This window comes from Aliamphritea hakodatensis (assembly GCF_024347195.1).
Lineage (GTDB): Bacteria > Pseudomonadota > Gammaproteobacteria > Pseudomonadales > Balneatricaceae > Amphritea > Amphritea hakodatensis.
Genome location: NZ_AP025281.1, coordinates 4,791,101 through 4,817,509 on the forward strand (window position 1 = coordinate 4,791,101; position 26,409 = coordinate 4,817,509).

At 52.0% G+C, this 26,409-nt stretch carries 21 protein-coding genes and 3 tRNA genes; 9 read left to right on the top strand and 15 right to left on the bottom strand.

Features of this window, described 5'->3' with window-relative positions; translation table 11 throughout:
• Positions 1–13 precede the first annotated feature (13 nt).
• Together ptsP and rppH are read right to left on the bottom strand one after the other, a co-directional pair.
• Positions 14–2,296, bottom strand: coding sequence for a phosphoenolpyruvate--protein phosphotransferase (ptsP, locus tag PCI15_RS21740; RefSeq protein ID WP_271271965.1), 2,283 nt, complete (start codon positions 2,294–2,296; stop codon positions 14–16).
• A gap of 129 nt (positions 2,297–2,425) precedes the next feature.
• Positions 2,426–2,920 (bottom strand): RNA pyrophosphohydrolase, encoded by a 495-nt coding sequence (gene rppH, locus PCI15_RS21745; protein WP_271271966.1) that lies wholly within the window; start codon positions 2,918–2,920, stop codon positions 2,426–2,428.
• A gap of 183 nt (positions 2,921–3,103) precedes the next feature.
• Here rppH and PCI15_RS21750 point away from each other — a divergent pair, with 183 nt between their 5' ends.
• Both PCI15_RS21750 and PCI15_RS21755 read left to right on the top strand, forming a co-directional pair.
• Positions 3,104–3,757 (top strand): histidinol-phosphatase, encoded by a 654-nt coding sequence (locus tag PCI15_RS21750; protein ID WP_271274666.1) that lies wholly within the window; start codon positions 3,104–3,106, stop codon positions 3,755–3,757.
• A gap of 25 nt (positions 3,758–3,782) precedes the next feature.
• Complete coding sequence (locus tag PCI15_RS21755) at positions 3,783–4,532, top strand: SDR family oxidoreductase (RefSeq protein WP_271271967.1); 750 nt, start codon at positions 3,783–3,785, stop codon at positions 4,530–4,532.
• 435 nt (positions 4,533–4,967) lie between these two features.
• Here PCI15_RS21755 and PCI15_RS21760 read toward each other — a convergent pair whose 3' ends face one another.
• Positions 4,968–7,532: an FAD-dependent oxidoreductase gene (locus PCI15_RS21760; RefSeq protein WP_271271968.1), complete on the bottom strand. Its 2,565-nt coding sequence runs from the start codon at positions 7,530–7,532 to the stop codon at positions 4,968–4,970.
• A gap of 686 nt (positions 7,533–8,218) precedes the next feature.
• On the opposite strand from PCI15_RS21760, the gene PCI15_RS21765 reads away from it, so the two are divergent.
• Positions 8,219–9,133, top strand: coding sequence for a hypothetical protein (locus PCI15_RS21765; protein ID WP_271271969.1), 915 nt, complete (start codon positions 8,219–8,221; stop codon positions 9,131–9,133).
• A 66-nt stretch (positions 9,134–9,199) separates the two neighbouring features.
• Here PCI15_RS21765 and PCI15_RS21770 read toward each other — a convergent pair whose 3' ends face one another.
• The gene (locus PCI15_RS21770; RefSeq protein ID WP_271271970.1) at positions 9,200–10,534 is read right to left on the bottom strand and encodes an aminotransferase-like domain-containing protein; all 1,335 of its coding nucleotides are present in this window, start codon (positions 10,532–10,534) and stop codon (positions 9,200–9,202) included.
• Positions 10,535–10,650: 116 nt separating this feature from the next.
• Here PCI15_RS21770 and PCI15_RS21775 point away from each other — a divergent pair, with 116 nt between their 5' ends.
• Positions 10,651–11,265: a DJ-1/PfpI family protein gene (locus PCI15_RS21775; protein ID WP_271271971.1), complete on the top strand. Its 615-nt coding sequence runs from the start codon at positions 10,651–10,653 to the stop codon at positions 11,263–11,265.
• Positions 11,266–11,434: 169 nt separating this feature from the next.
• Here the strand turns inward: PCI15_RS21775 and PCI15_RS21780 are convergent, their stop codons facing one another.
• The 4 genes from PCI15_RS21780 to PCI15_RS21795 all read right to left on the bottom strand — a co-directional run bounded on the left by PCI15_RS21780 (position 11,435) and on the right by PCI15_RS21795 (position 15,064).
• On the bottom strand, positions 11,435–11,623 hold the full coding sequence (locus tag PCI15_RS21780; protein ID WP_271271972.1) for a hypothetical protein: 189 nt from the start codon (positions 11,621–11,623) through the stop codon (positions 11,435–11,437).
• A 118-nt stretch (positions 11,624–11,741) separates the two neighbouring features.
• The gene (locus PCI15_RS21785; protein WP_271271973.1) at positions 11,742–13,103 is read right to left on the bottom strand and encodes a sensor histidine kinase; all 1,362 of its coding nucleotides are present in this window, start codon (positions 13,101–13,103) and stop codon (positions 11,742–11,744) included.
• Complete coding sequence (locus PCI15_RS21790) at positions 13,081–13,764, bottom strand: response regulator (protein ID WP_271271974.1); 684 nt, start codon at positions 13,762–13,764, stop codon at positions 13,081–13,083. Before PCI15_RS21790 ends, PCI15_RS21785 begins: the two co-directional genes overlap by 23 nt.
• Entirely contained in the window at positions 13,745–15,064 is a 1,320-nt protein-coding gene (locus PCI15_RS21795; protein WP_271271975.1) for a ferredoxin reductase family protein, read from the bottom strand. Before PCI15_RS21795 ends, PCI15_RS21790 begins: the two co-directional genes overlap by 20 nt.
• Before the next feature lie 430 nt (positions 15,065–15,494).
• Here PCI15_RS21795 and PCI15_RS21800 point away from each other — a divergent pair, with 430 nt between their 5' ends.
• A complete protein-coding gene (locus PCI15_RS21800) occupies positions 15,495–16,064 on the top strand; it encodes a TetR/AcrR family transcriptional regulator (protein WP_271271976.1) in 570 nt (189 codons plus the stop codon).
• Between the two features lie 53 nt (positions 16,065–16,117).
• Here PCI15_RS21800 and PCI15_RS21805 read toward each other — a convergent pair whose 3' ends face one another.
• From PCI15_RS21805 to PCI15_RS21820, 4 genes are all read right to left on the bottom strand, one after another.
• A complete protein-coding gene (locus PCI15_RS21805) occupies positions 16,118–17,425 on the bottom strand; it encodes an ABC1 kinase family protein (protein ID WP_271271977.1) in 1,308 nt (435 codons plus the stop codon).
• Between the two features lie 380 nt (positions 17,426–17,805).
• A tRNA-Asp gene (locus PCI15_RS21810) sits at positions 17,806–17,882 on the bottom strand.
• Positions 17,883–17,916: 34 nt separating this feature from the next.
• Positions 17,917–17,992: transfer RNA gene (locus PCI15_RS21815), tRNA-Thr, on the bottom strand.
• A gap of 27 nt (positions 17,993–18,019) precedes the next feature.
• Positions 18,020–18,096, bottom strand: a tRNA-Arg gene (locus PCI15_RS21820).
• Positions 18,097–18,372: 276 nt separating this feature from the next.
• Here PCI15_RS21820 and PCI15_RS21825 point away from each other — a divergent pair.
• The 3 genes from PCI15_RS21825 to PCI15_RS21835 all read left to right on the top strand — a co-directional run bounded on the left by PCI15_RS21825 (position 18,373) and on the right by PCI15_RS21835 (position 20,139).
• On the top strand, positions 18,373–18,999 hold the full coding sequence (locus tag PCI15_RS21825; protein WP_271271978.1) for a hypothetical protein: 627 nt from the start codon (positions 18,373–18,375) through the stop codon (positions 18,997–18,999).
• The gene (locus tag PCI15_RS21830) at positions 18,996–19,286 is read left to right on the top strand and encodes a hypothetical protein (RefSeq protein WP_271271979.1); all 291 of its coding nucleotides are present in this window, start codon (positions 18,996–18,998) and stop codon (positions 19,284–19,286) included. The genes PCI15_RS21825 and PCI15_RS21830 overlap by 4 nt, the downstream gene beginning before the upstream one ends.
• A gap of 418 nt (positions 19,287–19,704) precedes the next feature.
• Complete coding sequence (locus tag PCI15_RS21835; protein WP_271271980.1) at positions 19,705–20,139, top strand: c-type cytochrome; 435 nt, start codon at positions 19,705–19,707, stop codon at positions 20,137–20,139.
• An 81-nt stretch (positions 20,140–20,220) separates the two neighbouring features.
• Here PCI15_RS21835 and rep read toward each other — a convergent pair whose 3' ends face one another.
• A complete protein-coding gene (rep, locus tag PCI15_RS21840) occupies positions 20,221–22,236 on the bottom strand; it encodes a DNA helicase Rep (RefSeq protein WP_271271981.1) in 2,016 nt (671 codons plus the stop codon).
• Between the two features lie 344 nt (positions 22,237–22,580).
• On the opposite strand from rep, the gene PCI15_RS21845 reads away from it, so the two are divergent.
• Positions 22,581–24,320, top strand: coding sequence for a GGDEF/EAL domain-containing response regulator (locus PCI15_RS21845; RefSeq protein WP_271271982.1), 1,740 nt, complete (start codon positions 22,581–22,583; stop codon positions 24,318–24,320).
• On the opposite strand, the gene PCI15_RS21850 is transcribed toward PCI15_RS21845, so the two are convergent.
• Together PCI15_RS21850 and PCI15_RS21855 are read right to left on the bottom strand one after the other, a co-directional pair.
• A complete protein-coding gene (locus PCI15_RS21850) occupies positions 24,317–25,822 on the bottom strand; it encodes a YifB family Mg chelatase-like AAA ATPase (RefSeq protein WP_271271983.1) in 1,506 nt (501 codons plus the stop codon). The two genes, PCI15_RS21845 and PCI15_RS21850, sit on opposite strands and share 4 nt — an antisense overlap.
• Before the next feature lie 54 nt (positions 25,823–25,876).
• Positions 25,877–26,134 carry an accessory factor UbiK family protein gene (locus PCI15_RS21855; protein WP_271271984.1) on the bottom strand — a complete coding sequence of 86 codons (258 nt, stop codon included), beginning with the start codon at positions 26,132–26,134 and terminating at the stop codon, positions 25,877–25,879.
• Positions 26,135–26,409: the final 275 nt, after the last annotated feature.

Consider the following 26,409-nt stretch of genomic DNA (forward strand, 5'->3'; position numbering starts at 1 on the left):
TCGAAGATACATATCAGTCGGGAATCGTCGGCCGGGTAAACTGCCCCAGCCCCCACTTTTTCAGAGTATCGCGAATCAGCAGGTGAATTTTATCGGCATCATCCATCGACAGAATGGTGGATAACAAGCCGCTGGCCTGCTCGATCGTCACATGCCGGATGGTATATTTTACCCGTGGGAGATTCGTCGCATTCATCGACAGCACATCGTACCCCATGGCCATCAGCAGCACGGCTCCGCCAGGGTCAGCAGCCATTTCACCACAAATACTGACCGCTACGTCTTCTTTGTGCGCTTCCTGAACGATAAACTGTAACGCCCGCAATACCGCCGGGTGATAAGACATATACAGGTTAGCCACCCGTGGGTTATTCCGGTCGACCGCCAACAGGTACTGGGTTAAATCATTAGACCCCACTGAAATAAAATCTACCCGCCGGGCAAAACGCCGCACCTGATACACCGCTGCAGGCACCTCGACCATCACGCCAATCTGTGGTTGAGCCACCGTAACCCCTTCTTCACGCAGCTCGTTAACGGCCTGGCTGATCAGGGACTTCGCCTCATCCACCTCATGAACACTGGTTACCATCGGCAACATAATACGCAGGTTATCCAGCCCCTCAGCAGCCCTCAGCATAGCCCGGATCTGTACCAGAAAAATTTCCGGATGATCCAGCGTAATACGGATCCCCCGCCAACCCAGAAACGGGTTCTCTTCTTCTATCGGGAAGTACGGCAGGGGCTTATCCCCACCTACATCCAGTGTCCGCATTGTCACCGGCCGGGGCGCAAAGGCCTCCAGCTGACGCCGGTAAGTCTCGGTCTGATCCTGCTCACTGGGGAAAAAGTCACGGATCATGAACGGAATTTCTGTCCGGTACAGGCCGATACCTTCTGCCCCCCGGTCAAGGGAGCGGGCAACATCCGTCACCAGACCGGTATTCACCCACAAGGGCATCCGGTAACCGTCTTTGGTTTCTGCCGGTAACTCCTTGAGGCCTTCCAGATCCGCATTAACCTGACGTTCTTCGTCAATAATGTCCTGGTAGCACTTCAACAGATCATCCGACGGATTAACAAATACCCGCCCGGAGAAGCCATCCAGAATGATCTGCATACCTTCAATACGGGTATAAGGCAGATCCACCGCCCCCATCACTGTCGGAATGCCCATTGAGCGGGCCAGAATGGCCGCATGGGAATTACCGGAACCGTTTACCGACAATAAGCCCACCAGCTTATCAGTCGGCACTTCTCCCAACATGGCAGGTGTCAGCTCATCGGCGACCAGAATAGCGTTTTCCGGAAAATCAATTTCCGCCAGAGAGGGAGCGGAAGACTGCAACCAGGTCAGAATCCGGCGACCAAGATCCCGGATATCACTGGCCCGTTCACGCAGGTAAGGATCTTCCATCAAAGAAAACTGACGGACATGCTCCTCAACCACTTTACGTAATGCACCCTGCGCCCAGTTACCGTTTTCAATCTGCGTAACCACTTCGCCAGCCAGCGCATTGTCATCGAGCATCCGCAGGTAGACATCAAACAGCTCCCGCTCCTCTGAACGCAACCGTTTGGATAAGCTGCGGGCAACCTTCTTGATATCTTTGCGGACTGACGCCAGCGCCCCCTGGAACTTTTCTTTTTCCAGCTCAATATCTTTGGCCTGCCGGTCCGGCACACCGCTCAGGTCCGCCAGCGGTGTCATCACAACAGCCTGACCAATGGCCACACCTACACAGCCGGACACACCTTCAAACTTACGGTCAGTTTTGCCTTTATTCTTTACGTCATTCAGCTTACCGATGGAGCCGGTCGCTTCGGCATGAGCAATCACACCGGCCAGCTGAGCGGACATAGTCACCATGAAAGCTTCTTCAGTCTCATCAAAGCGACGGATAGCTTCCTGCTGAACCACTAATACCCCCAGCAGCTCACGGTGATGGATAATCGGCACCCCCAGAAAGGCGTGAAACTTCTCTTCACCGGTTTCCTGAATATAGCTGTAAGCCCGGTGTTTGGACGCATCTTCGAGGTTAATGGGTTCAGCCCGCTCACCGACTAACCCGACAATGCCCTCAGAACGGGAAAGACTGGCCTGCCCCACAGACTTCTTATTGAGCCCCTGGGTCGCCTTCAGAATGAAACGCTGAGTGGCCGGATCAAGCAGATAGATAGAGCAAACATCAGTACGCACTGCACGCTGTACGCGTCGAACGATAACCCGTAAAACAGACTCAAGATCCGGTGCCGAGTTAACTTCTTGTACTATTTTCCGCAGTGCTTCTAGCATGCTTTCGCTCTCCCAGGCGTTGTTATTATTCAATACCGCTCAGGCCGGACATTATCAGAGACCGGCCCGGCCAGCATGACACCGGACGACCGGCACCACACCCTTTCATGTATATCCTCTGCTGATAAGTTACAGCCAACCGTCCAGTACTAACCGGGTCAGCTTAGGAGACAGTTCGCGCATTGCCTTACGATAGACATCACGCTTAAAGGCCACTACCTGTCCCAGCGGATACCAGTAGCTAACCCAGCGCCAGCCATCAAATTCAGGCGTCGCTGTTTCATTGATACTGACAGCGCTGTCTTCACTCAGCATCCGCAGTAAAAACCATTTTTGTTTCTGGCCGACACACACCGGATGTGAGTGGTGCCGAATCATTCTCTTGGGTAGTCTGTACCTTAGCCAACCACGGGTCACCGCAACAATTTCAACATCTTCCGGCGACAACCCGATCTCTTCTTTGAGTTCCCGGTACATCGCCTGCTCAGGTGTTTCTGAGCGATCAATCCCCCCCTGGGGGAACTGCCATGCATCTTGTCCAATTCGTCTTGCCCAAAGTACCTGACCCATCGAGTTTGCCAGAATGATACCGACATTCGGTCTGAACCCGTCTGAATCAATCACGGTAATTCCTTATAAATCTTTTGCCCTATTGTTCCATAATTCCGCGCGCTGGCGCAAACCGCAAAGCCGCCAGCAGCAAGGATCATTTGCGAGGATCGTGCCAAGTCACTATGCTAGCGCCTTTAGAAGCAATTTCAGACGGCAGGTTCCGTAATGCCTGCCGCATTTCAGGAGAACAGTAGCGTGGCACTGGCAATTTTTGATCTTGATAACACCCTGTTAAACGGCGACAGCGATCACGCATGGGGGGAATTCCTGTGCGAAAAAGGTATCGTTGATACAGACGCCTACCGTCAGGCTAACGACTATTTCTTTGATCAGTACGTCGCCGGCACGCTGGATATTGAAGAGTTTCTGGAATTTGCGCTGAAGCCTCTGGCAGCACTGGAACCTGAACAGCTGCAAAGCCTGCATCAGCAGTTCATGACTGAAAAAGTCGCCACCATGATGCTACCTAAAGCGGCTGCCCTGCTTCAGAAACATAAGGATCAGGGCGATTACACGCTGATCATTACTGCTACCAACCGTTTCGTCACAGGCCCTATCGCTGCAGAGCTGGGTGTGGACGAAATCATTGCCACCGATCCGGAAATGATCGACGGCCGCTATACGGGCAAGGTAGCTGGCACCCCCTGCTTCCAGGCCGGTAAAGTTACCCGCCTGAACAGCTGGCTGAAAGATAACCCTCACACGCTGGAAGGCAGCTATTTTTACAGCGACTCAAATAACGACCTGCCATTACTGAAGCTGGTTGATCACCCGGTGGCTGTTGATGCTGATGAAACCCTGACTGCAACCGCCGAAGCCAACCACTGGGAAATCATCAGTCTGCGCTGATTTCACCGATACAAAGGAGCGCCCCATGTCAGAAAAAACAGTTTTGATCACTGGGGCGAGCCGCGGCATTGGCGCGGCAACTGCCCGCCTGCTGGCCAGCCAGAACTACAATGTTTGTCTGAATTACCTCCGGCAAACCCAGTGCGCCGAACAGCTCAGTACAGAGCTGCGTCAGCAGGGCTGTAACACTTTGCTGCTGCAGGCCGATGTCAGCCAGGAGCAGCAGGTGACTGAGATGTTCCGCACCATTGACGATACCTTTGGGCCTCTGACTCATCTGGTCAACAATGCCGGCATCCTCAAACCGCAAATGCGCCTGCAGGATATGAACGCCGCCCGCATTAATGAAATCCTCACAACCAATGTCACCAGCTACTTCCTGTGCTGCAGGGAAGCCATTGCACGCATGTCTGCTGCTCACGGCGGAAAAGGCGGCGCCATCGTGAATGTATCCTCTGTTGCCGCCCGCACGGGCTCCCCCGGCGAATACATCGACTACGCCGCCTCCAAGGGCGCGATTGATACTCTGACCACAGGACTGGCAACCGAACTGGCCGCAGAAGGCATCCGGGTGAACGGTGTGCGGCCCGGTTTTATTTATACCGATATGCACCGCGACGGCGGCGAACCCGCACGCATTGAACGCTTAAAACCGGCAATACCCATGCAACGGGGCGGACAACCGGAAGAGGTAGCAGAGGCCATCGCCTGGCTGCTCTCTGATAAAGCCTCCTACACCACAGGAAGCTTCATCGACCTTGCCGGTGGAAAGTAATCCGGCTTAGCACCACCAGCCATCAACAAAAAAGCCGGCATCCAAAGATACCGGCTTTTTTCAGTCAAACTGACAATTAAGAACGCGGCTTGCCGTTCTCCGGATCGTACAGCGCACCGTAGCCTACAGCTTCAACAGTTACCTTATAGTTATCACTGCCGAAAGTAAGCGCGATTTCCAGCTCTCTTCCCCAATGCAATGCACAAATAAAAAAGCCGGCATCCAAAGATACCGGCTTTTTCAGTCAAACTGACAATTAAGAACGTGGCTTGCCGTTCTCCGGATCGTACAGAGCACCGTAACCTACAGCTTCAACAGTTACCTTATAGTTATCACTGCCGAAAGTAAGCGCGATTTCCAGCGCTGTCACTCCAAAGTACAAACAAAAAAGCCGGTATCCTGAGATACCGGCTTTTTGATTAGTACAGCTGACGATTAAGAACGTGGCTTGCCGTTCTCCGGATCGTACAGTGCACCGTAACCTACAGCTTCAACAGTTACCTTATAGTTATCACCGAAGTATTCGATTTCCAGCTCACGGCCTTTTTCGCAATACTCGTATGGCAGGTAACCCAGCGCAATGTTCTTACCAATGCTTGGACCATACACAATACTGGTAGTGTAAGAGCGACGACCTTCAGAGTCGATCAGCGCCTCACCTGTCGCAGGATCCAGAATCGGGCAGTTACCGACCGGATAACGGGCAACACCGGCAGAATCGATGTTGTCGTTCATTGTCAGTGTACACAGGTACGCCGGCTGATGCTCACGCTCACGCTGAGCCAGCAGTGCATCCTTACCGAAGAATTCCGCAGCCTTAACCTTAGGACGGGCCAAGTCAACTTCCAGCAGGTTGTATTCAGTCAGGATATCAGCGTTCTGCAGACGCAGACTCTTCTCAAGACGACGGCTGTTCGCGTAAGTCTCGATACCGACAGGGGTTACACCCTGCGCGTATACCGCATCCCACAGCGCCAGACCATCTTCCATCTTGAAGTGGATCTCCCAGCCCTGCTCACCTACGTAAGAAATACGGAAGAAGGTATAGTCAACGCCACCGATCTTGATGTCTTTAACTGCTGCGAACGGGTAGTTTTCAGTGCTGATAGACGCAGGATCATCAACTACTTTTTCCAGAACTGTACGGGCGTTAGGGCCCCATACACCCAGACAACCGTAGTTCTGAGTTTCGTTAGTCACCTCAGCATTGAAGCCCATATCCTGAGCCATACGCTTCAGCCATACCAGGTCACGGTGACCAGCATCACCACCATCAATAACACGGTAGTGCTGCTCACCCAGACGCAATACTGTCAGGTCGGCACGTACGCCACCTACAGCATCCAGGAAGTGTGTGTATACACCCTTACCAATCGGGGTATCGCCACCTACTTTAGCGACACAGGTGTATTCCATCAGCTTCTCAGCATCCGGACCGGTAACATCGATGATCGCGAAGTGAGACAGGTTAATCATGCCTACATCTTCAGACATCTTCAGATGCTCAGCGTTAGATACGCGGAAGAAGTGACGGCTATCCCACTCAGCTTCACGTACCGGAATACGGTCGCCGTATTCTTCTAACAGATGCTCGTTGCTCGCGTAACCATGCGCACGCTCCCAACCAACGATTTCCATGAAGTAACCGCCCAGCTCATTTTCACGCTCCCAGAACGGGCTGCGGAATTTACCACGGGCAGCGGTGTAAGGCTCACGGTTGTGAACAGGTGGGTTATAAATCTTGAATGCAGACTCGTAGCAACGGTCGTGGATGTACTGCTCTTCACACTGGAACGGGTACGCACGTGCAACGTCGATGCTGCTGTGGTCGAATTCAGTACGGCCATCAGTCATCCAGTCAGCGATAACTTTACCGGTACCCGGACCGTCTTTAACCCATACGGAAACACCGTACCACAGGCCACGGACGTTAGAAGATTCACCGATCGAAGGACCGCCATCCGCCGTTACCTGCAACAGGCCATTGAAAGAGTATTTCTCATCGTAACCCAGTTCAGCCAGAATAGGCGTCAGTTCCATCGCCTTTTCAAGCGGCTCGATAACTTCTTCCAGTTCCAGGTCACGCTGTGAAGGAGACAGACGCGCTTCTTCTTTTTCTAGAATGTCACGTGGGTGACACATGCGCGGCTCTTTCTCTTCGTAATAACCCCATTCCAGCTGACCGCCTTCGGCGCTCTTCGGGTCACCGGTATCACGCAGGTAAGCAGAGTTACCCTGGTCACGCAGCAATGGGTAACCGATTTCTTTACCCGTGTTTTCAAACTCGTTAAACGGCTTGAAGAATGTCAGCGGGTGGTCAACAGGCATAACTGGCAGATCTTCGCCCGCCATTTCTGCGATCAGCCGGCCCCACAGGCCCGCACATACAACAACGTGCTCAGCTTCGATATAACCGCGCTCGGTTTCTACACCTTTAATGCGGCCATCTTCAATTTTCAGACCGGTACAGGATGTGTTTGCAAACGTCGTCAGCTTGCCGGTTTTCTCAGCCGCTTCTACCAGTTCACCGGCAACAGTCTGAGAACGTGGCACAACCAGACCTGCATCCGGATCCCACAACGCACCCTGAATTACATCTTCTTCCAACAGCGGGAATTTTTCTTTGGCTTCAGCCGTGCTCATCATGCGAACGTTGTTACCGAAAGCTTTACCGGATGTTACACGGCGCTTCAGTTCATCCATACGCTCAGTATCGCCATTACGCGCAACCTCAATACCACCGATACGCTCATAACGGCCCATCGCCTCATAGAAGTCGATAGAGTATTTCGTTGTGAACATAGTCATCTGATCGTGAGCTGTGTTGAAACAGAAGTCAGATGCGTGAGCAGTAGAGCCGATGTCTGTTGGGATGGCAGACTTATCAATACCAACGATATCGTCCCAGCCACGCTCAATCAGGTGGTGGACGACTGACGCGCCAACAATACCGCCCTGGCCGATGATAACGACCTTGGCTTTACTCGGAAATTTAGACATGTAGATTACGCCTCCAAGCTGTCAGCTTCGCGAACAGCAAGACTAATAATTGTTATGGGATACCTCAGTAGGTATTCAACATACTGATTAGGTGAGATGTTAATTTATAGCGTAAGCGACAACTTATCCATTCACGCCATCCTTTTACGTCAACATGTCGGACTTTGACTCCGGGGCTGTTATTTCAAAACTGAATCACGTATAAGGCTGCGCCTTTTTCACGCTCACTGTTCAGTAAATAACCTGTCAAAACACTGCCTCAGCCACAAACAGGATGATTAAGGCATAAGTCACCGGCTATTTTTCTGTCGATCAACGGACCTACACTGAATACGACCCGCCCGGCGGCCAAAGACTGAAAATAACCGACCCGTAAATTCCGCCTGCCAAAATAGTCCTAGTGTTTTGACAAGATAGTTCTACCCCCAGCAGACCTTCATCACCTATTTTGTAGTGCATGGCCACTGTGAAGGTTCTTACCCCCCCGGGAACCTTCACAGATGGTAACCCGCAGTAACAGAACCGGCTTCAGGAGGATATGACTATGCACAACCCGGCGCTTCAGAAGCGATAATCCACCCGGCTGGTTTCGGAATGCTAAATTTGATCACACCTTTATTGGTGGCGTCGCCCTGATTGCCCTGCTCTCAGGGGTATGCGTCATCCTCAGGCCTGAACTGTTCCCGGTGATTCTGATCGCCGATTTATGGCTGCTTGGCTACCACCATGTGATCGCTACCTACACCCGGCTGGCATTTGACCGGAACAGCGCACGGGAACACCGCTTTTTCCTGTTTGGCCCGCCGGTGATTGTCTTTTCCGTCACCTTCTTGCTGGCCTGGACATTTGGTTTGTGGATTATCACGACTATCTATCTTTACTGGCAATGGTTTCATTACACCCGTCAGAGCTGGGGCATCAGTCAGGCCTACCGGGGCCGCTCCGGCGGATTAGTGACAGACAACCCGCTGTTCGCCCGGCTATCGTTTTATCTGGTTCCCCTGTGGGGCATTCTTTACCGGTCCTGGCAGGCGCCTGACACGTTTCTTTTCGTTGAATTACAGGTCATCCCGGTTACTGAACTGTTAGTTGATCTGGCAGGCCTGTGCGCTGCGGCTTCGGTACTGTTCTGGGGCTACAGCCAGTTCCGTGCCTGGCAAAAAGGTCAGTTAGCCGTGGCCCATACTTACTACATGCTATCCCACTACATCATCTTTCTGGTGGGCTACCGGCTGATCGAAGACATAACCTTTGGCTGGCTGGTTATCAACGTCTGGCATAACGCCCAGTATGTATTGTTTGTCTGGTTATTTAACGTGAACCGTTATAAACAGGGCATTGATAACAAGGCCGTCTTTCTGTCGACCATCAGCCAACCGGGGAATTTTCTGCGCTACTTCTTCGTCTGCCTGGCACTCAGCACACTGGTTTATGGCCTGATAGCCGTCATCATCAGCCATCAGACCCTGATGCTGGCTGACCTGCCTCTGGCTGCCGTTATTTACCAGACCATCAACTTTCACCACTACATTGTTGATTCCCGGATCTGGAAAGTCCGTAAAAAAACCATGCAGGAAACACTGCGACTCAAAACGCGGTGACCGATTGCGCTGATCACGCCCTTTAATGGCACATTGCTGATAACACTGACAGGCACGCGGGCCCGCTCAGTAGATATACAGACTCACCACATCCCTTACCCTTTGCAGCGCCTGCGGTAAATCTTCCAGCGCCACAGACCCCAGCGCCAGGCGCAATGCATGAGGCACATGCTCAGTGGTTGCATACGGCTCAGCAGTGGACACCGATATATTGACCGCCAGCAGTTCAGTTACAATCTGATCAGCGCGGGCCTCTTCCGGCAGAGGCAGCCAGATCAGATACGAGGCGGGATGACTGATATAATCAACGCCCTGCAATATCTGCCTGGCAATCTGTTGCCGCTGCATCGCATCGCTGCGCTTCTCCGCCTCCAGCTGCGCCACGGTACCATCCGTAATCCACTGACAGGCCATCCGGGTAACCAGCGCCGGCGTGTTCCAGGTGGTGGCTCTGATAACCCGCTCAATCGCTGCCACTTTTTGCGGGGGGGCCACCACAAATCCAAAACGTAACCCGGTCGCGACACTTTTTGACAGCCCGGAAACATACACGGTCCGCTCCGGCGCCAGAGACGCCAGAGGTGGCGGCGCATCTTCAACATGCAAGGCATAGGCAGCATCTTCAATGATCAGCAAATCATACTGGCGGGCAATCCTCACCAGACGCTGCCGCCATGCCAGGTCCAGCACCCATCCCATCGGGTTGTGCAGGGTTGGCATGCTATACACCGCCCGCACCTTTCGCTGCTGACACACGGCCTCCAGTGCATCCAGATCAGGGCTGCGACGGCCCAGCGCCAGCGGGGTCAGCTCAAGGCGGTGCGTTTCCGACACCACTTTAAAGCCCGGATAAATCAGCGCATCGGCTGCTACCACATCCCCCGGATTCAGCAATCCCATGACCGTACAGGCCAGCCCGTGCTGAGCACCGCTGACAATCAACACCTGCTCCGTTTCTGCCTGCACTCCCCGGCACTTGAGAAATTCCGCCACGATGGCCCGTTCATGCCATCGTCCGGCATGGGGCTGATAATGCAGCAAAGCTTCCAGATCTCCCGCCAAGCTCAAATCTCTTAAGCTGTTGCGCAGCAGCCGGGTCTGGCTTGGCAGTGACGGTGAATTAAAATTCAGATCCAGCACGCCGTCGGCAACCGGCTGCTGATCGACACCGTGCCCGGCCGGCACCGAGATATCCCGAACAAAGGTGCCACGTCCCGTTTCGCCGCTCACCAAGCCCATTTTCTCAAGCTCGGCATACACCCTTGAGGCCGTCACCAAAGCCATGTTGTTATCTTTCGCCAGTTGACGATGCGTCGGCAAGCGGGTGCCGGGCTCCAGCTGTCCGGAATGTATCCGGGCAGCAAACTGATCCACCAGCTGTTTATAACGGGATGCGGACATCAACAATGTATCCATGACAATAATTTTATTGTCATGATACTAAGCAATACACTGAGGCCTCTCAAGTTATTACAGCGCTGCAATACCCACACAGAACAAAAAAGGACAGACGCCTCATGCATATTTCAATTCTCAGCTTCGATGCATTTAATGAACTTGATTCACTGATTGCGCTGGGCATTCTTAACCGGATTCAGACACCCGGCTGGCGGGTCACCATTGCAGCCCCCACTGCACAGGTGACATCCATGAATGGGGTCACCATGCACCGCCACATATCTCTCAGCGAAGCAAGTCAGGCAGACGCAGTGATTGTCGGCAGCGGTATGAAGACCCGCGACATTATTCAGGACCCTGAAATCATGTCGCAATTGCAGCTGGACCCGTCTCGCCAGCTCATCGGCGCACAATGTTCCGGCGCGCTGATACTTGCCAGACTGGGTTTACTCAGCAATATTCCCGCCTGCACAGACCTGACCACCAAACCCTGGGTGCAGGAAGCCGGGGTTGAGGTGCTCAATCAGGCATTTTTTGCACAGGACAGTATCGCCACCGCCGGCGGATGTCTGGCATCACAATATCTGGCTTTCTGGCTGATTGCCCGGTTACAGGGAACTGAAGCAGCAAAAGAAGCGATGCATTACGTTGCCCCGGTCGGTGAGAAAGAAGCGTACGTGCAAAGGGCAATGAACAACATTGTGAACTATTTACCGGACAACACTGACGTGTGATGTCCGCGCAAGAAAGATAATCAGACTTTGCGCCGGGAGCGGGAAGAAACATCCGCACGCCCATAACGAAAACAAACCTTGCCGGTTGCTTAAAGGGGAAGAAAGCACCGGGAAGGTTTGCAGTAGCAGGGATCCGTTATATGTTCAGTCCATCCCTGAAAGACTCCGCTTAGCTATGATAGGTCGCCACGATGGGTTGCGAACGGCGTGCTTTCCAGGCCACCACCAGTGACAGGGCTATCATGCCGGCAAATGCCGCACCGACAACCGCCAGTCCTAAAGTGGCAAATCCCACCAGCGCCAGACTGCCAATAATCAGTGAGGCAATCATAACCAGAATCTTGTTAACAGTTTTCATACAGGTCTCCAGTTTGCAGTTAACTCGTCGGGTAATTCCCTTTCGATGAAGCCAGTATGTAACTGCAAACTGACGCTTACCTGCCACGAAGTTTACATTTTTGTAAACTTTCCGTTTATCACGGCTCAGCGACCGGAAATGCCAGCTGAATTTTAAGCCCTTGCGGACTCTTATCCACCCCAGTATCAGTGAGTACTAACTTTGCCTGATGCAACTGAGATATGGTACTGACCAGAGACAACCCCAGCCCACTGCCCGAGGTACTGCGGCTTTTTTCAAGCCGGTACATCGGTTCCAGCACCCGTGTTCTTTCATGCTCAGGTATACCGGGGCCGTTATCTTCGATTGTCAGCACTCTGCCATGACAGGTAAGCCAGATAACACTGTCCGGCGGGGTATGGCGGATCGCATTCTCAATGAGGTTTGCCAGCAACTGAATCAACAGTTCACGGGAGCACAGCACCGCTGTATGCCCCTTCACATCCAGAATAAGCTGCCGCCCTGAATCCTCTACCACCGGGCTGTATATATCAGCGGTTTCACGCACAATGTCCGCCAGTGGCAACGGCTGAAAACGTGCCCGGTATTCCCCGGAATTCAGATAGGCGATCCGTAAAATCGCTTCAAAAGTCGCGATCATTTTATCTATCTGCTCGAGTGCAGCCTCGAGCGTCACGGCATTATCTTCTGCGTCCGGGCTGATCAGCGCCGATTCAAGCCGCGCCCGTAAACGCGCCATAGGCGTCTTCAGATCATGGGCTATATTCGCTGAAAGATCCTGCGTCTGTTTAACCAGACTTTCCAGCCGGACCGTGGTCAGATCAATACGCTGTGCCACCAGATCCAGGTCATCCCGGGCTTTCGTCTGATTGATCCGGGCAGAAAGATCACCCGCGGCAATGGTATCCAGCGTCTGGCTGATCCGGCTATAACGGCGCTGGTTATACAGGCCGATCATCAGCCCCACCACCAGCGTGACGACACTGACAATAATACTGACAACAAGATAAGACTGCCCGATACGTTCTAACACGTCATAGCGGTGATCCAGATTGATCGCGACCACCAACTGACCTCCGGCGGCAGGGGCGTTATAGATACGCCAGCGGCTTTCTTCATCGGAGTGGGTATCCTCAAACTCAATTTCAGACACCCCGGCACGGCGGTATAGTTTCTTTGAATTGTCGCCAAAAACCTGCTGACGGGCATCGGTAAAACTGGCGAACATCACTGAGCTGTTAGGTAACAGATTGCCCGGTGACGGCTGGTCTTTTAATTGCCGGGAAAGTGCCTCATGCCGCAGTTTCAGTTCATCATTGATGCCACTGTCCAGCTCCCGGCTTATCCACTGTGCACTGAACCAGCCGGCAATCATCAGCACGGCCAGAAACACCAGCGTCAGGAAGGCCGCCTGACGCAACGCCGTCATTTTTTTCAGACGGCGTAACGCATTCAGGTTAACGGGTAAGGTCAACAACATAACCGGCCCCCCGGACTGTCCTGATCAGAGTTTCATCAAAAGGTTTATCAACCTTGGCGCGCAGCCGGCTGATATGGGTTTCCACAACACTGGTGGTTGGATCAAAACGCAAATCCCAGACCTTTTCCAGAAGCATTGCCTTGGTCTGAATCCGCCCGGGATTACGCAGTAAAATTTCAAGCAGCAAAAACTCTTTGGTATTCAGCTCAATATTCCTGCCCTGCCGGGTACACTGACGCTTCAGTAAATCGAGCTCCAGATCCCCTGCAGTCAGCATCTGCACAATCTCCTGAGCTCCGGTCTGAGAGCGGCGGCCCAGCGCATTAATACGCGCTAACAATTCCGTAAAGGCAAACGGTTTGGCCAGATAATCATCGCTGCCCGCATCCAGCCCCTGAACTCTGCACTCCACATCCCCCAGCGCCGACAGTATCAGTACCGGCACATTATTCTTGGCGGCACGCATCGCCTTCAGCACCGACAGACCATCCAGCCCCGGCGTCATTCTGTCGAGAAGTACCACGTCATACTCTTGTGTTGTTACTGCTGCCAGCGCATGGCGACCATCTTCCAGCCAGTCAACCACATGACCGGCATCCGTAAGACCGGTCTGAATCCAGTTGCCCAGTTCGGAATCATCTTCAAGTACGAGAATACGCATTTATCTGCCCTTTTATATATCGGCTAATCCGGTGCATACCCACAGGTAACAACCTGTGAGGCAACGATGGTAGGTTTATAGCACTGCGGAAGTCAAAATCTTCATGGTATACCGAATGCCCGGGGGCGCGCCGCTGCCACAGCGGTATCAGCATTTTCTTCAGTGAAGCCGGGCCACAGATATACAGATCCGCCTGCCACCAGCAATCGGGCATACTGTTCAGGCTATCGGCATTCAGACGCTGATCCGACGTAAACACATGCAGGCTGAATTGCGGCAAACGCTGCTCATGCGCTTTCAGTTCCTGCAGCACAGACGCGTCGTTCACGGCGTCACAACAATACAGCAGATCAATTTTAGCGCCCGCATCAGCCGACATAGCATCAAGGCTGGCCAGAAACGGCGTAATCCCTACCCCGGCGGCGGTCCACACCTGGGCCTGACGGCGTTCAGCGGTTGCCGGCTGAAACCGGCCGGCAACCTCCTTAAGCAGTACCCGGTCGCCCAACGCAATCTCTTTGTTCAGCTGCCGGGTAAAATCACCTGAAGCATTAATGATGAAACGTGCTATTCCTGTTCCCGGCGCAGAAGCAAAACTGAACGGATGATACTCATCCAACCCTGGCCGCTTAACCGCCAAATTAACAAACTGGCCCGGCTGCCAGCTGAAATCAGCCGGCACCCGCAGGGTGACATCTGTCCTTCCTGAAGTTTTATCCAGCGCAACAACCCTTGCCTCCACTTCACCTCCTGCGCGTCGGTATAAGGTTGCCAGCCAGCCGGCCACTCCCACCAGACTCACCCCCAGCAAAGCCTGCCATGCATGACTGTCGGCACTGAAAGGCAAGGCAGAGAATAAGCTGTGGAAAACAGTGATCAGATACACCGGCCCCATTAACAGATGGCTTTTCTTCCACCAGTGATAAGGCACCAGCTTCAGCGCAGAAACCGCAGCAAGGCTCAGCAAGGCTATTGCGGCGAACTCACCAGTCTCTCCGGCAATATCTGCCAGTAAAGGCACCGCACCTTCCAGGCCTTCTTCAGCCAGCGGCCAGTGAATGACCGTACCGGTTAAAGCCCCGTAACCCAGCCAGCGGTGCAAGCGGTAAGACCGGTCCGGCCCACCACATACTTTATCCAGCCAGCGCCACCGCGCTGCCAGGCAGACACTCAGTGCCATACAGCTCAGAGCAACGCTTCCCGTCAGCGCAGCCAACAGATTATCAGCGGGAACACTGTGATACAGCACCCCCAGATGCAGGCCGATAAAGCCAATAACAAATAAAGCACGTTTCAACATCTTTTAACCCTCAGAAGTTTATCTGAAGATTAAGTGGCGCAACTTTAGAGAGGCTGTCATCAAACTTACAAAAATGTCAGGTTAAGCAACAGCAGGACATACACACCCAACGCATCGGTCAGTTAAATAACATTCTGCTTTTCGACACAACACCCCAGAATTCAAACATAAACCGGACATCTGAAACCCGGAAAGCAGCGACAAAACTCACAGAAAAAGGAAGTTGCAGAGCAGATGGGACTTACTGATTACAGATCAACGGCCCTACCCCACGCCACAGACAGTTAGCGAAGAACGTTGAAATGAATGACTACCCTATACTGTAAACGGACGGTGTTATACATAACCACCTCCGGTGGAAAAACAGACGGTGTAGATCATTGCCCACAAAGATGGCAAACAACGATATCCGGCCGGGTAACAGAATCTTATGAATAAAATGTCAGACGCCAGCCATATACTCAACGCAGCACTAGAGCTGGCGCAGGCGCAGGATAACTGGTACGACCTCAGCCTTGTGGAGCTGGCGGACCGCTGCAACACGTCAATACCAGAGATTCACAGCCACTTTGCCGATACCAACGCAATAGCTGATGCCTGGTTTGCACAGGCACTCGAAGCCATGCTGTTTCCGGGACCTGATAACATTGATCACCTGCCCGCCATAATCCGCCTGGAACACATAATCTGGCGCTGGTTTGAAGCGCTCGCGCCTTATCACAGCGTGACGGCTCAGATGTTAAAATCGAAGCTGCATCCACCACACATCCATCACTGGGCCCCCATGGTTTTTGATCTTTCACGCCTGGTACAGCTGTGGCGTGATATGGCAGGGCTACGGGCGGGTGGACGGCGCAGACAGGCTGAGGAAATTATCCTGACAGGTATTTTCCTGATTACCTTAAGCGCCTGGTGCAGGGATAACAGCCCGCAACAGTCTGACGCCCATTCCCGGCTGTTGAATCTGCTGGCAAGAGCCGAGAAACTCGGCCAGTTCTGACTCACTGAAAAAAACAGCTCAAGGCACAGCCTGGATGGCACATAATACAGCGGCTACTTAATATAAGGGGCGATCAGTGCACCTATATCTACCTGCGCACGCAAACGGGCACATAGCAGGTAAGTACCTGCAAATTTACGGTGCAAAAAGAGCACATCACTGGACGGCAAATGCATGTAACGCTGATGCAGCCGTAAAGATATTGCCTGCTCAGCAACTCTCCGCGACAGGTCAGAACGGCCAAAATCAAAGATCCCCTTTTCCCGCATAGGCTCAGTCACGGTATAGATCATCCTGCATACCCCCTGGCGGTATAGCTTTGCTTCATCCCCGCGCAAATAACCAAGTTCTGTGGCATAAGTTTCAATGGCAGCAAAATCGTCCCTGCTTGCAGTGCTCATCAATTGATTCAGTGTCGCAATAAAGTTTGTGGGATAGTGCCGTGTTGCTCCAAAATCAAGAAGACCTATACGCCCCTGACCTGGCTGATAACGGTAATTACTGAAATTAGCGTCGGTTTGTACCAAGCCCCATTCGAATACTTCTCTTAACAGCAGAGTCAGCAGACGTGTGGCTATTTGATTGCGGACCGAATCCGGCCCGGTAACAAGCGTTTCAATCGGGACACCCGGGACAAATGACATGCTTAGCACTTGCGCGGTACTTCGTGACCGATCCACGACGGGAAGCTCGAAATTGACATCATCTCCCAAGTAACGCTGATATTCTGCAATGTTGCCTGCTTCAGCCAAATAATCGGCTTCCTGATGCAATTGCAGCTTAGCGTCTTCCAGCAGAGGTGTAATATTATAATGCTTGGGCACCAGCCGCAGAATTTTGAAAAGGCCTGCTACATTATTAACGTCACTGTCGATACTGTCGCGAATCCCGGGATACTGGATTTTTATGGCAAGGTGTTGACCATCTTTGCTTCTGGCTTCATGTACCTGGCCTATAGATGCCGCGGCAAGCGGAGTAAAAGAGAACTGTTCAAAATCATCTTCCCACCTCTTCCCCCAGGCATTCTGCAGAACGTTTACCACTTGCTCCCGTGGCATTGAAGAAGCACTCTCACGCAGCCTTGCCAGAATATCGGTCAGCTCTGCAGGAAGGTAATCACCAGCTTCCATAGAAAGTAACTGACCAACTTTCATCGCAGCACCGCGCATCTCAGACAGTCTTTCAGTCAAATGCCTGGCATTCGCCGGTGTCAGCAGGAGATCTGAAACTCTGGGCGGTTTCCCTGCCAACAGTTGGCTTGCCCCTTCATAGACCATTTCGCCAGCAATCCCTCCAACAAGACGGCCCAGCTTTAATATACGACCAGTTCTGCCTGCCGGTAACTTTTTATCTCTGGCCAAAACAAATCACCCTTCCAGCTGTTAGGGAATCCGTTAAAAGTACGCAGGTAAGACGTATTGCCAGTCAACAGATCCTGTTGCACAGTATAGGAAACCATACCAGAACCATGAAGGAGCCTGCTTTATACAGCCCGTGAATAACCAACAGCCAGAAGATCCTTCATTCAGAACACCCGGATACTGAGGAACGGCTGCGGTAAAGAACAAGTACCCGTAATCCAGCTGAGCAGAATCACAAGTGCCAGAAAACAAAAAAAAACCGCACTCTTTAACTGAGAAATGCGAGGCTTAAAGTGGCGGAACGGACGGGACTCGAACCCGCGACCCGTTGACCTGAACAGATGACAGGCAGGTATTCTTTATAAACCTAAAAGAAAAAGTGGCGGAACGGACGGGACTCGAACCCGCGACCCCCTGCGTGACAGGCAGGTATTCTAACCAACTGAACTACCGCTCCGCAGCGGTCTGCCCTGAGACTTCAGAAGCAGAAATGGTGCCGGCACCAAGAGTCGAACTCGGGACCTACTGATTACAAGTCAGTTGCTCTACCAGCTGAGCTATACCGGCTAAGGCTTCACACTGTGTGTGAATAATTGGCGCGCCCGGAGGGATTCGAACCCCCGACCAACAGGATCGGAACCTGCTACTCTATCCAGCTGAGCTACGGGCGCATCAATGCGGCTTTCGACGCGGGCTGTATATTACCGATGATGCTCAGGGCTGTCTATCTATAATCGGGATATTCTTCATCAAAAAATCACAAAAAATAGAATTTTGCCTGCTGGCCGGTTAATGACTAGGCTTAAGGATACTCTGTAGTAATTTGAAGGTCATGGAGGGACTACAGATGAACTCCATCAGAAATAAACAGGCAGGCCTCACAACAGTTGAATATGCACTGATCGCCGCACTGTTGTCTGTTGGAATTGTCGGCAGTTTTACCCAGCTTGGAAACTCCGTTGGCAGCACTGTCGATGATCTGGTTGCTGCTGTTGACACTGGTTCCGGTGGTTCAGGCTCAGGTGGTTCAGGCTCAGGTGGCTCAGGTTCAGGTGGCTCCGGTTCAGGTGGCTCCGGTTCTGGCGGTTCAGGATCTGGTAGCTCAGGTTCCGGCGGCTCCGGTTCCGGTGGTTCGGGGTCAGTTGGTTCTGGTGGCTCGGGATCTGGCGGCTCTGGTTCTGGTGGCTCGGGATCTGGCGGCTCTGGTTCTGGTGGTTCTAGTGGTTCTGGTAGTTCTGGTGGCTCGGGATCTGGTGGATCAGGTTCAGGCAGCTCCGGTTCCGGTGGCTCGGGATCCGGCGGATCTGGCTCCGGTGGTTCTGGTGGCTCCGGTTCAGGTGGTTCAGGTGGTTCAGGTGGCTCGGGATCTGGAAGCTCCGGTCCCGGTGGTTCTGATAGCTCAGGATCAGGTAGCTCCGGTTCTGGCAATAACGCAACCGGCTACGCAAGTTCAGGCAGCGCCGGCGCAGGCAGTTCGGGCTCCGGTGGCTCCGGTGGTTCGGGCTCCGGAGGATCGGGTTCCGGTGGTTCCGGTGGTTCCGGCTATAGCCCGGGCAATTCAGGCAACAACGTGACCGGCAACGGCAGTCCGGATTATTTAGCCTTTGTTGAAACAAACCACAGCGGCATAGCTACTGGCTATTCAGGCCTCCCTGACTCATCGCCCTTAAATAAGCAGGTCAGGCAGACAAATAGTGTCAGTGAAGAAGCAATTCCCGCATCAGGAACCGTCATACAGGAAGAGACTAAATGGCTCTGGGGCATACTGATACCACTGTTACTGTTAGCCATTATTTACTTTGTAAAACGGCTCATCAGCGGCAAATCTGTGCATCACCCCAGCAAAGCTGACTCTGGCTGACGCTGCGACTACGGCAAGTAGCTAAACTCTGGTGATTACCTTATCAAAGGTCTGAATACCACCGACGGAAAAACATGAGCAACACTTCCCTGCGAATTGCTTTTTCCAGGCTTCGGAAAGACGCCCCCCCTGAAACGAAAAACCTGATCAGGCAAATGAACATGTTCCTCTGCTGCGGGGACAATAGCTTTTCCGGAATATGTCCGTTCCGGCGAAGATGTCCGGCTTTTTATCCTACTATCGACTAAATAATTGACCCGGCGCGTAAAGTCCCCATTTTCGTTGCAGGCTTTTACCGCTATAATCCACGCCGACAAGATTTATACGCAACTGTTGCCAAACACTGGCCGGCTCCAAAACCGGTATCAAAGAACAGTTGTCAGACTTTAAAAATTAAGCGATGAATGAGGTCGTGACTGTGAGTAATATTGCTGCCAAAGCTGTTTCTGCCCTGTTTGCCCTGGTTGTGGGCTTCCTGGCAACCACTACACTAGCAAACACCGATGACAATGCAGCGATTGCTGATCGTCTGAAGCCTGTAGGCAATGTATGTATCGAAGGTGAAGAGTGTGCAACTGCAAGCCCTGTAGCATCTGCTTCCAGCGGTGGCGGTGCCCGTTCTGTTGAAGACATCTACAACACTAAATGTGCAGCATGCCACGGCACAGGTGTTTTAAGCGCGCCTAAGTTCGGTACGGCAGACTGGGCTGACCGTGCTGGCAAAGGCATGGAAACTCTGCTGGCAAACGCGATCAACGGCTTCAACGCAATGCCACCTAACGGTACCTGTTCAGACTGTTCAGAACAGGAAATGCAGGACACTATCCAGTACATGATCGACAGCGCTAACTAAGCCGACTGATCAGCTAACTGATAAAAGAAAACCGCTGCCTGGTAACAGACAGCGGTTTTTTTATATACAGATCAGTCCGGTTTACAGATCATCCAGCAAATCACGCAACCCTGACAGGGTCGCGCGCCCACGGGCTTTATTGGTGGTTTCGCACACATCACCCTTGCCTTCAAATACCAGGTCATCCTGTGGAATTTCTTCGATAAACCGGCTCGGGGCACAATCAACTTTTTCACCGTATTGCTTGCGCTGTCTTGCCAGCGTCAGAGTAAGCTCCTGCTTAGCCCGGGTAATTCCCACATAGGCCAGCCGCCGCTCCTCTTCGATATCACCGTTTTCAATACTGTTACGGTGCGGTAGCAATTCTTCTTCCATCCCGATCAGATATACGTACGGAAACTCCAGCCCTTTCGATGCATGCAAGGTCATCAACTGCACCTTATCGGAATCATCCTCTTCTTCCTGACGCTCCATAATATCCAGCAGAATCAGACGGGCAATCGTTTCCCGGATACCCGCGTCCGGATCATCTTCCTGTAAGCGCTCCAGCGTGCTGCGCAGTGAGTCCACCAGAAACCAGACATTCTGCATACGCTTTTCACCGACAATATCACTGGAGCTGTTCTGCATAATCCAGCCGGTGTAATCAATATCGTCGATCATCTTAGTGATCCCTTCGATAGGATCCCCCCGCTCACATTGCTCCAGAATGCCCTGCAACCAGTTATTAAAACGGCGTAACCGTTCTACCGCCGCAGCCGGCAGCACCTGCTCCAGCCCAAGTTCATCACAGGCATTGAATAAACTGATGTGACGGGAATTGGCATATTCCCCCAGTTTTAACAGGGTCGTCGGACCGATTTCCCGGCGGGGCAAATTAATGATTCGCAGAAAAGCGTTATCATCATCCGGATTCACCAACACCTTCATATAAGACATGATGTCTTTAATTTCGGCACGGCCAAAAAACGAGGTACCGCCGTTGAGCTTATAAGGTATCTGATAGCTTTGCAGTTTAAGCTCCAGCAAACGGGCCTGGTGGTTACCCCTGTACAGGATGGCAAAATCTTTAAAAGACCGGCGTACCCGTAAGTGCTGATCCAGAATCTCTGTGGCTACCCGTTCACATTCTGCATCTTCATCCGCATTAAACACCACTCTGATAGGCTCGCCATAGCCCATATCACTCCAGAGGGTTTTATCAAAAACGTGCGGGTTATTCGAGATGACGCAGTTAGCAGCTTTCAGAATACGGCCGGTTGAGCGGTAGTTTTGCTCCAGCTTAACCACCTTCAGGCTGGGAAAATCTGTTTGTAGCTGATTAAGGTTCTCCGGCCGTGCTCCTCGCCATGAATAGATAGACTGATCGTCATCCCCCACCACGGTTAATGCCCCACGCATACCGACCAGCATCTTAACCAGCAGATACTGGCTGGTATTGGTATCCTGATACTCATCGACCAACAGATAACGGATCTTGTTTTGCCAGCGCTCCAGCACTTGCGGATGATTCAGGAATAGCTGAGCAGGCAATAAAATCAGATCATCAAAATCCACTGCGTTGTAAGCCCTGAGACTCTGCGAATAGGCGTCATAGGCTCTGGCAGCCAGAATATCCGCAGGCCCCTGCGCCTGAACAAGCGCCTGCTCTGGGCTGACCATCTCGTTTTTCCAGTTCGAAATAGTATTTTGCACCGCATCAACCTGGTCCACATCCTCATTGTTATGCAACATAAGGCTTTTCAGCAGTGACTTGGTATCCTGATCATCAAATAGCGAAAAGCCCTTTTTAAACCCAAGGGTCTTGTGCTCTTTACGGATGATGTTCAGTCCCAGGTTATGAAAGGTTGACACGGTTAATCCACGGGTGGCAGATCCTTTTACCAGCGTACCAACCCGTTCTTTCATTTCCCGGGAAGCCTTATTGGTAAAGGTTACCGCAGCAATGTTATGTGCCTTAATACCACAGGTTTCAATCAGATAAGCGATCTTCCGGGTAATTACACTGGTCTTGCCTGAACCGGCACCGGCCAGAACCAGCAGCGGTCCGCTGATATAATCAACCGCTTCTTGCTGGCGAGGATTAAGTTTTGCCATAAAAACCTGAAAAAATAGCTAAAGTTATTACCCAAACATGCCGATAGCTTACTATTGCTTTAAAAAAAACGCTCACAAAAAACGGTAAGATATTATTTTTAAAACACTTTTTGTGACAGAAAATATTTGATCACAGCTATCGCCATGTTACTCTTGAATGAGTAAGGCGTATGGATTTTTAGAAATAAGTGTCTTTGCAAACTTCTAGTCAACCTGCTCAGGTACTGAGCCGAGGCTGTTAAACCCCAGGTTGCAATTATGTCATGGAATGGCATCGCATAGAATTGCAAAACGATGGTAAACAGTTACAGGACGTTTTCAACAGCTTTGTTTTGAGATGTCTTATGACTTCTGTTCAACCCACATGCATACAATCCGGCGTTGATTGTCTACTGATCGGCACCGATGACGACACCCGGCGACTGGCAGAGCTGCTCGCTGAAGAACCCCTGTTTGCATGTCGCCAGTCATCTCCTGATAATCTGAACACACCACTGACGCCCCGGCCGGATGTCATTTTTCTGCAAACCCGTCTGCCCGGCCATTACCCGATTTTGCTGCTACAGCAGTTCTGCCAGCAATATCCCGATATCCCTGTGATTGCCTTTGAACACGCATTCAGCCGGTTTCGTAACCAGAGCTTTCTTGCTGCAGGTGCAACAGAATACCTGGTAGCTTCAGACCTTACCGCCGACCGGCTGAAACGGATTATCCGCTACTCGGTTAAATCCGCTCCTCAACAACAGGCTTACCCGTCTGAAACACAGCATTCAGCACCGCAAAATGACCTCTTAACCGGACTGCAGAACCGTCACCACTTTTATACCCGGTTATGCGAAGCCCTGAGCAATACCGAACAAAACATCGCACTGATCAATATCGATCTTGACGGTTTCAGCCGCTTTAATCACCTTAACGGCAGCCAGGCTGGCGACCGTATCGTCCAGATTCTGGCACAACGAGTTTCGAACCTGTTTGACTGTGATATAGCCCGCATGGGAGCCGACGAATTCAGCCTGTTTTATTTTCCTGAAGAAAATCGGGATACCGAAACCGGCCTGAAGCCGGTTTGTGAGGCCTTACTCGCCTCCCTGAGTGAACCTTATCAGCTGAATAATCAGGAGTTTACGCTTCCCTGCAGCGTCGGCATCAGTATTTCAAGGCAACATCAGGACGCCGACAGCGTCATATTCCAGGCACATCAGGCAAGATTGCAGGCTAAACAGCGCAGCGAATGCAGCTACAGCTTTTTTGCCAGCAGCCTGCCGGATACGGAAGGGGAATATAATGATCTTGAACCGGATCTGATACTCGCCCTCCAGAAAGAGCAGTTCGAGCTGTTTTATCAGCCCCGGGTCGATATTCGTACCGGCACGATTATTGGTGCAGAAGCCCTTATCCGGTGGCGGCACCCGGAGCGCGGACTCATCGCCCCCGGCGAATTTATCGAGCTGGCGGAACGTACGGGCCTCATCGTGCCGATTGGCTACTGGGTTATTTATCGCGCCGGCATGGATATGCAGGCAATTAAACGGGCCCGGCTGGATATTGGCAGAATCGGCGTCAACCTTTCATTCCGCCAATTTGAAGACCGTTACCTGAGCCGTACTATTCAGAGGTTGATTGAAAAATACCGGATCGATACATCTGTTCTGGAATTCGAACTGACAGAGTCAGCCCTATTCAGCAATGAAGCTCATGTCCGCCAGGGAATTGAAGAACTCAATCAACTGGGAATCACTTTCTCACTGGATGATTTTGGCACCGGCTATTCATCATTCACCCTGCTGCAAAAACTGCCAATAAACAGTCTGAAAATCGACCGTTCATTTACCGGCGGCGTTATTGAACAACAGGACGACCGGGAGATTGTAAAAGCAATTATCAATCTGGCACGCAGCCTGAACATTGAAGTGATTGCCGAAGGCGTTGAAACCCGTCTCCAGCATGACTTCCTGATAGAACACGACTGTTATCAGGCTCAGGGCTTTCTTTACAGCCGCCCGATGCCATTCCAGGACTTTTTTAATATGCTGCAAAACAGCCAGCTTTCAGCAACCAGCCAAAAGCAAACCGGTTGCTAGCCTACTTCCTTGTCGCTAAACCTGAACCCTAACGCTTCCAGCAAAGCAGCCTCTCCAATCACATCTGCCTGATGTAAATCCGCAATCGTTCTGGCAACCTTCAGAATCCTGTGCGCTGCCCGGGCCGATAATTTCAGCCGTTTTACCGCACTAATCAATATCGCCTGCTCAGATGTATCCAGCGCACAGTGCACTTCAAGACCGGTTGCAGACAGTTCAGCATTCCTGCATCCCTGCCGTTTCAGCTGGCGCTGGTACGCCCGCATCACCCGCGCCTGAATAGCAGCACTGGTTTCACCGTGCTGTTTAGCTAAAAGCTGCTCAGCAGGCAACCCTGCTACCCAGGCAAATAAATCAATGCGGTCCATTAACGGACCGGATATTTTATGCTGATATCGTCTGACCTGATCCGGCGTACAGCGACACCGGCCATCCGGATCACCCATGAAACCACAGGGGCAGGGATTCATCGCCGCCACCAACTGAAAACGGGCAGGAAAACTCAATTGCTGAGCAACCCTGGACACCTCTACTCTGCCGGACTCAAGCGGCTCACGTAAAACCTCCAGAACCGAACGGGGGAACTCCGGCAGCTCATCCAGAAACAGCACCCCCTGATGCGCCAGAGAAATCTCTCCCGGCCGGGGCCGACTGCCACCTCCGACCAGAGCCACCGACGAAGCTGTATGATGCGGTGCACGAAATGGCCTGATACCGGCCAGCAACTTACTGGGGTCAAGACCCGCGACAGAATATATCGCTGCAGTTTCTAAAAGATTGTGCCGGGATAACTCAGGCAAAATGCCGGGCAAGCGGGATGCAAGCATGCTCTTACCGCTCCCGGGAGGCCCCGCAAACAGAATATTATGCCCACCCGCTGCCGCCACTTCTAAAGCACGCCGGGCCTGATGCTGGCCTTTTATATCTGCCATATCGGCAGCCTCAGCAGGCTGCACACTGATAATTTCTGCACTGGCAGGTAAACATTTCTGTTCATCAGCCAACATGTTACAAACGCTGAGCAGATCAGTAGCGCTATACACGTCAAGCGCTTCCACCAGAGAAGCTTCAGCAATATTTTCCTGTGCCACCCAACAGCCATTGCCCATTCGCTGACAGGCCATTGCAGCAGGCAGCACACCCCGAACCGGGCGCAGCTCCCCTCCCAGCCCCAGCTCTGCCATAAATTCAAAAGCCAGATGTTGTTTTACTTTCAGCTGATCACTGGCCAGCAAAATACCTAATGCAATGGCAAGGTCATAACGCCCGCCTTCTTTAGGTATGTCTGCTGGTGCGAGATTGACGGTAATACGCCGGGCAGGGAAATCAAAACCGGAATTAAGTAATGCGCTGCGTACCCTTTCCCGGCTTTCTCTCACTGCCGCCTCAGGCAAACCCACAATTGCAAAACAGGGCAATCCGCCGGAAAGGTGTATTTCCACACTGACCGGCGGTGCACTGACACCGAGCTGTGCCCGGGTATTAAGTACTGCGAGCGCCATATAACCTTCCCTGGTAAACGCTTAAAGAAATGAACTGTCGCTGCAACGCCGGTATTACTGGCTACCAGAGTCTCCAACCCGGGTTTCAAGAGCTGCCAACTGTTGCTCCAGCGCTTCCAGCTTTTCACGGGTTCGGGCCAACACAGCAGACTGCGCGTCAAACTCTTCCCGGTTGACCAGATCCATCTTACTGAAAGCGCCCTGTAACACCCCCTGAATCTGATTCTGCAGATTCGCACTGCCACCCGGCGCTTTATTCATTAACTGGCCAAGCTGTTCACTTAACCCCTGTAAGAATGCCTGATTAATCATAAATCCTCTGATACCCCGGTATTCGGGTTCTTTCATATTAATGTTGCAAATATATCAAGCCCCCCTTTTTTTAACACCTTTATCCGTTGCAAATTAATGCACCAAAAAAGTGCAGCACAGCATTCATCACGCGCCAAAAAAGCCCCACTCATAAAAACAATAGCAGACATAAGTAACCATAAAACAGAAAAACAAGATGTAACCATTTGTTATTTAACATAAAAAATATTGCTGGCATATTTACTGCCATATAACACATAACAATGATCATTAAA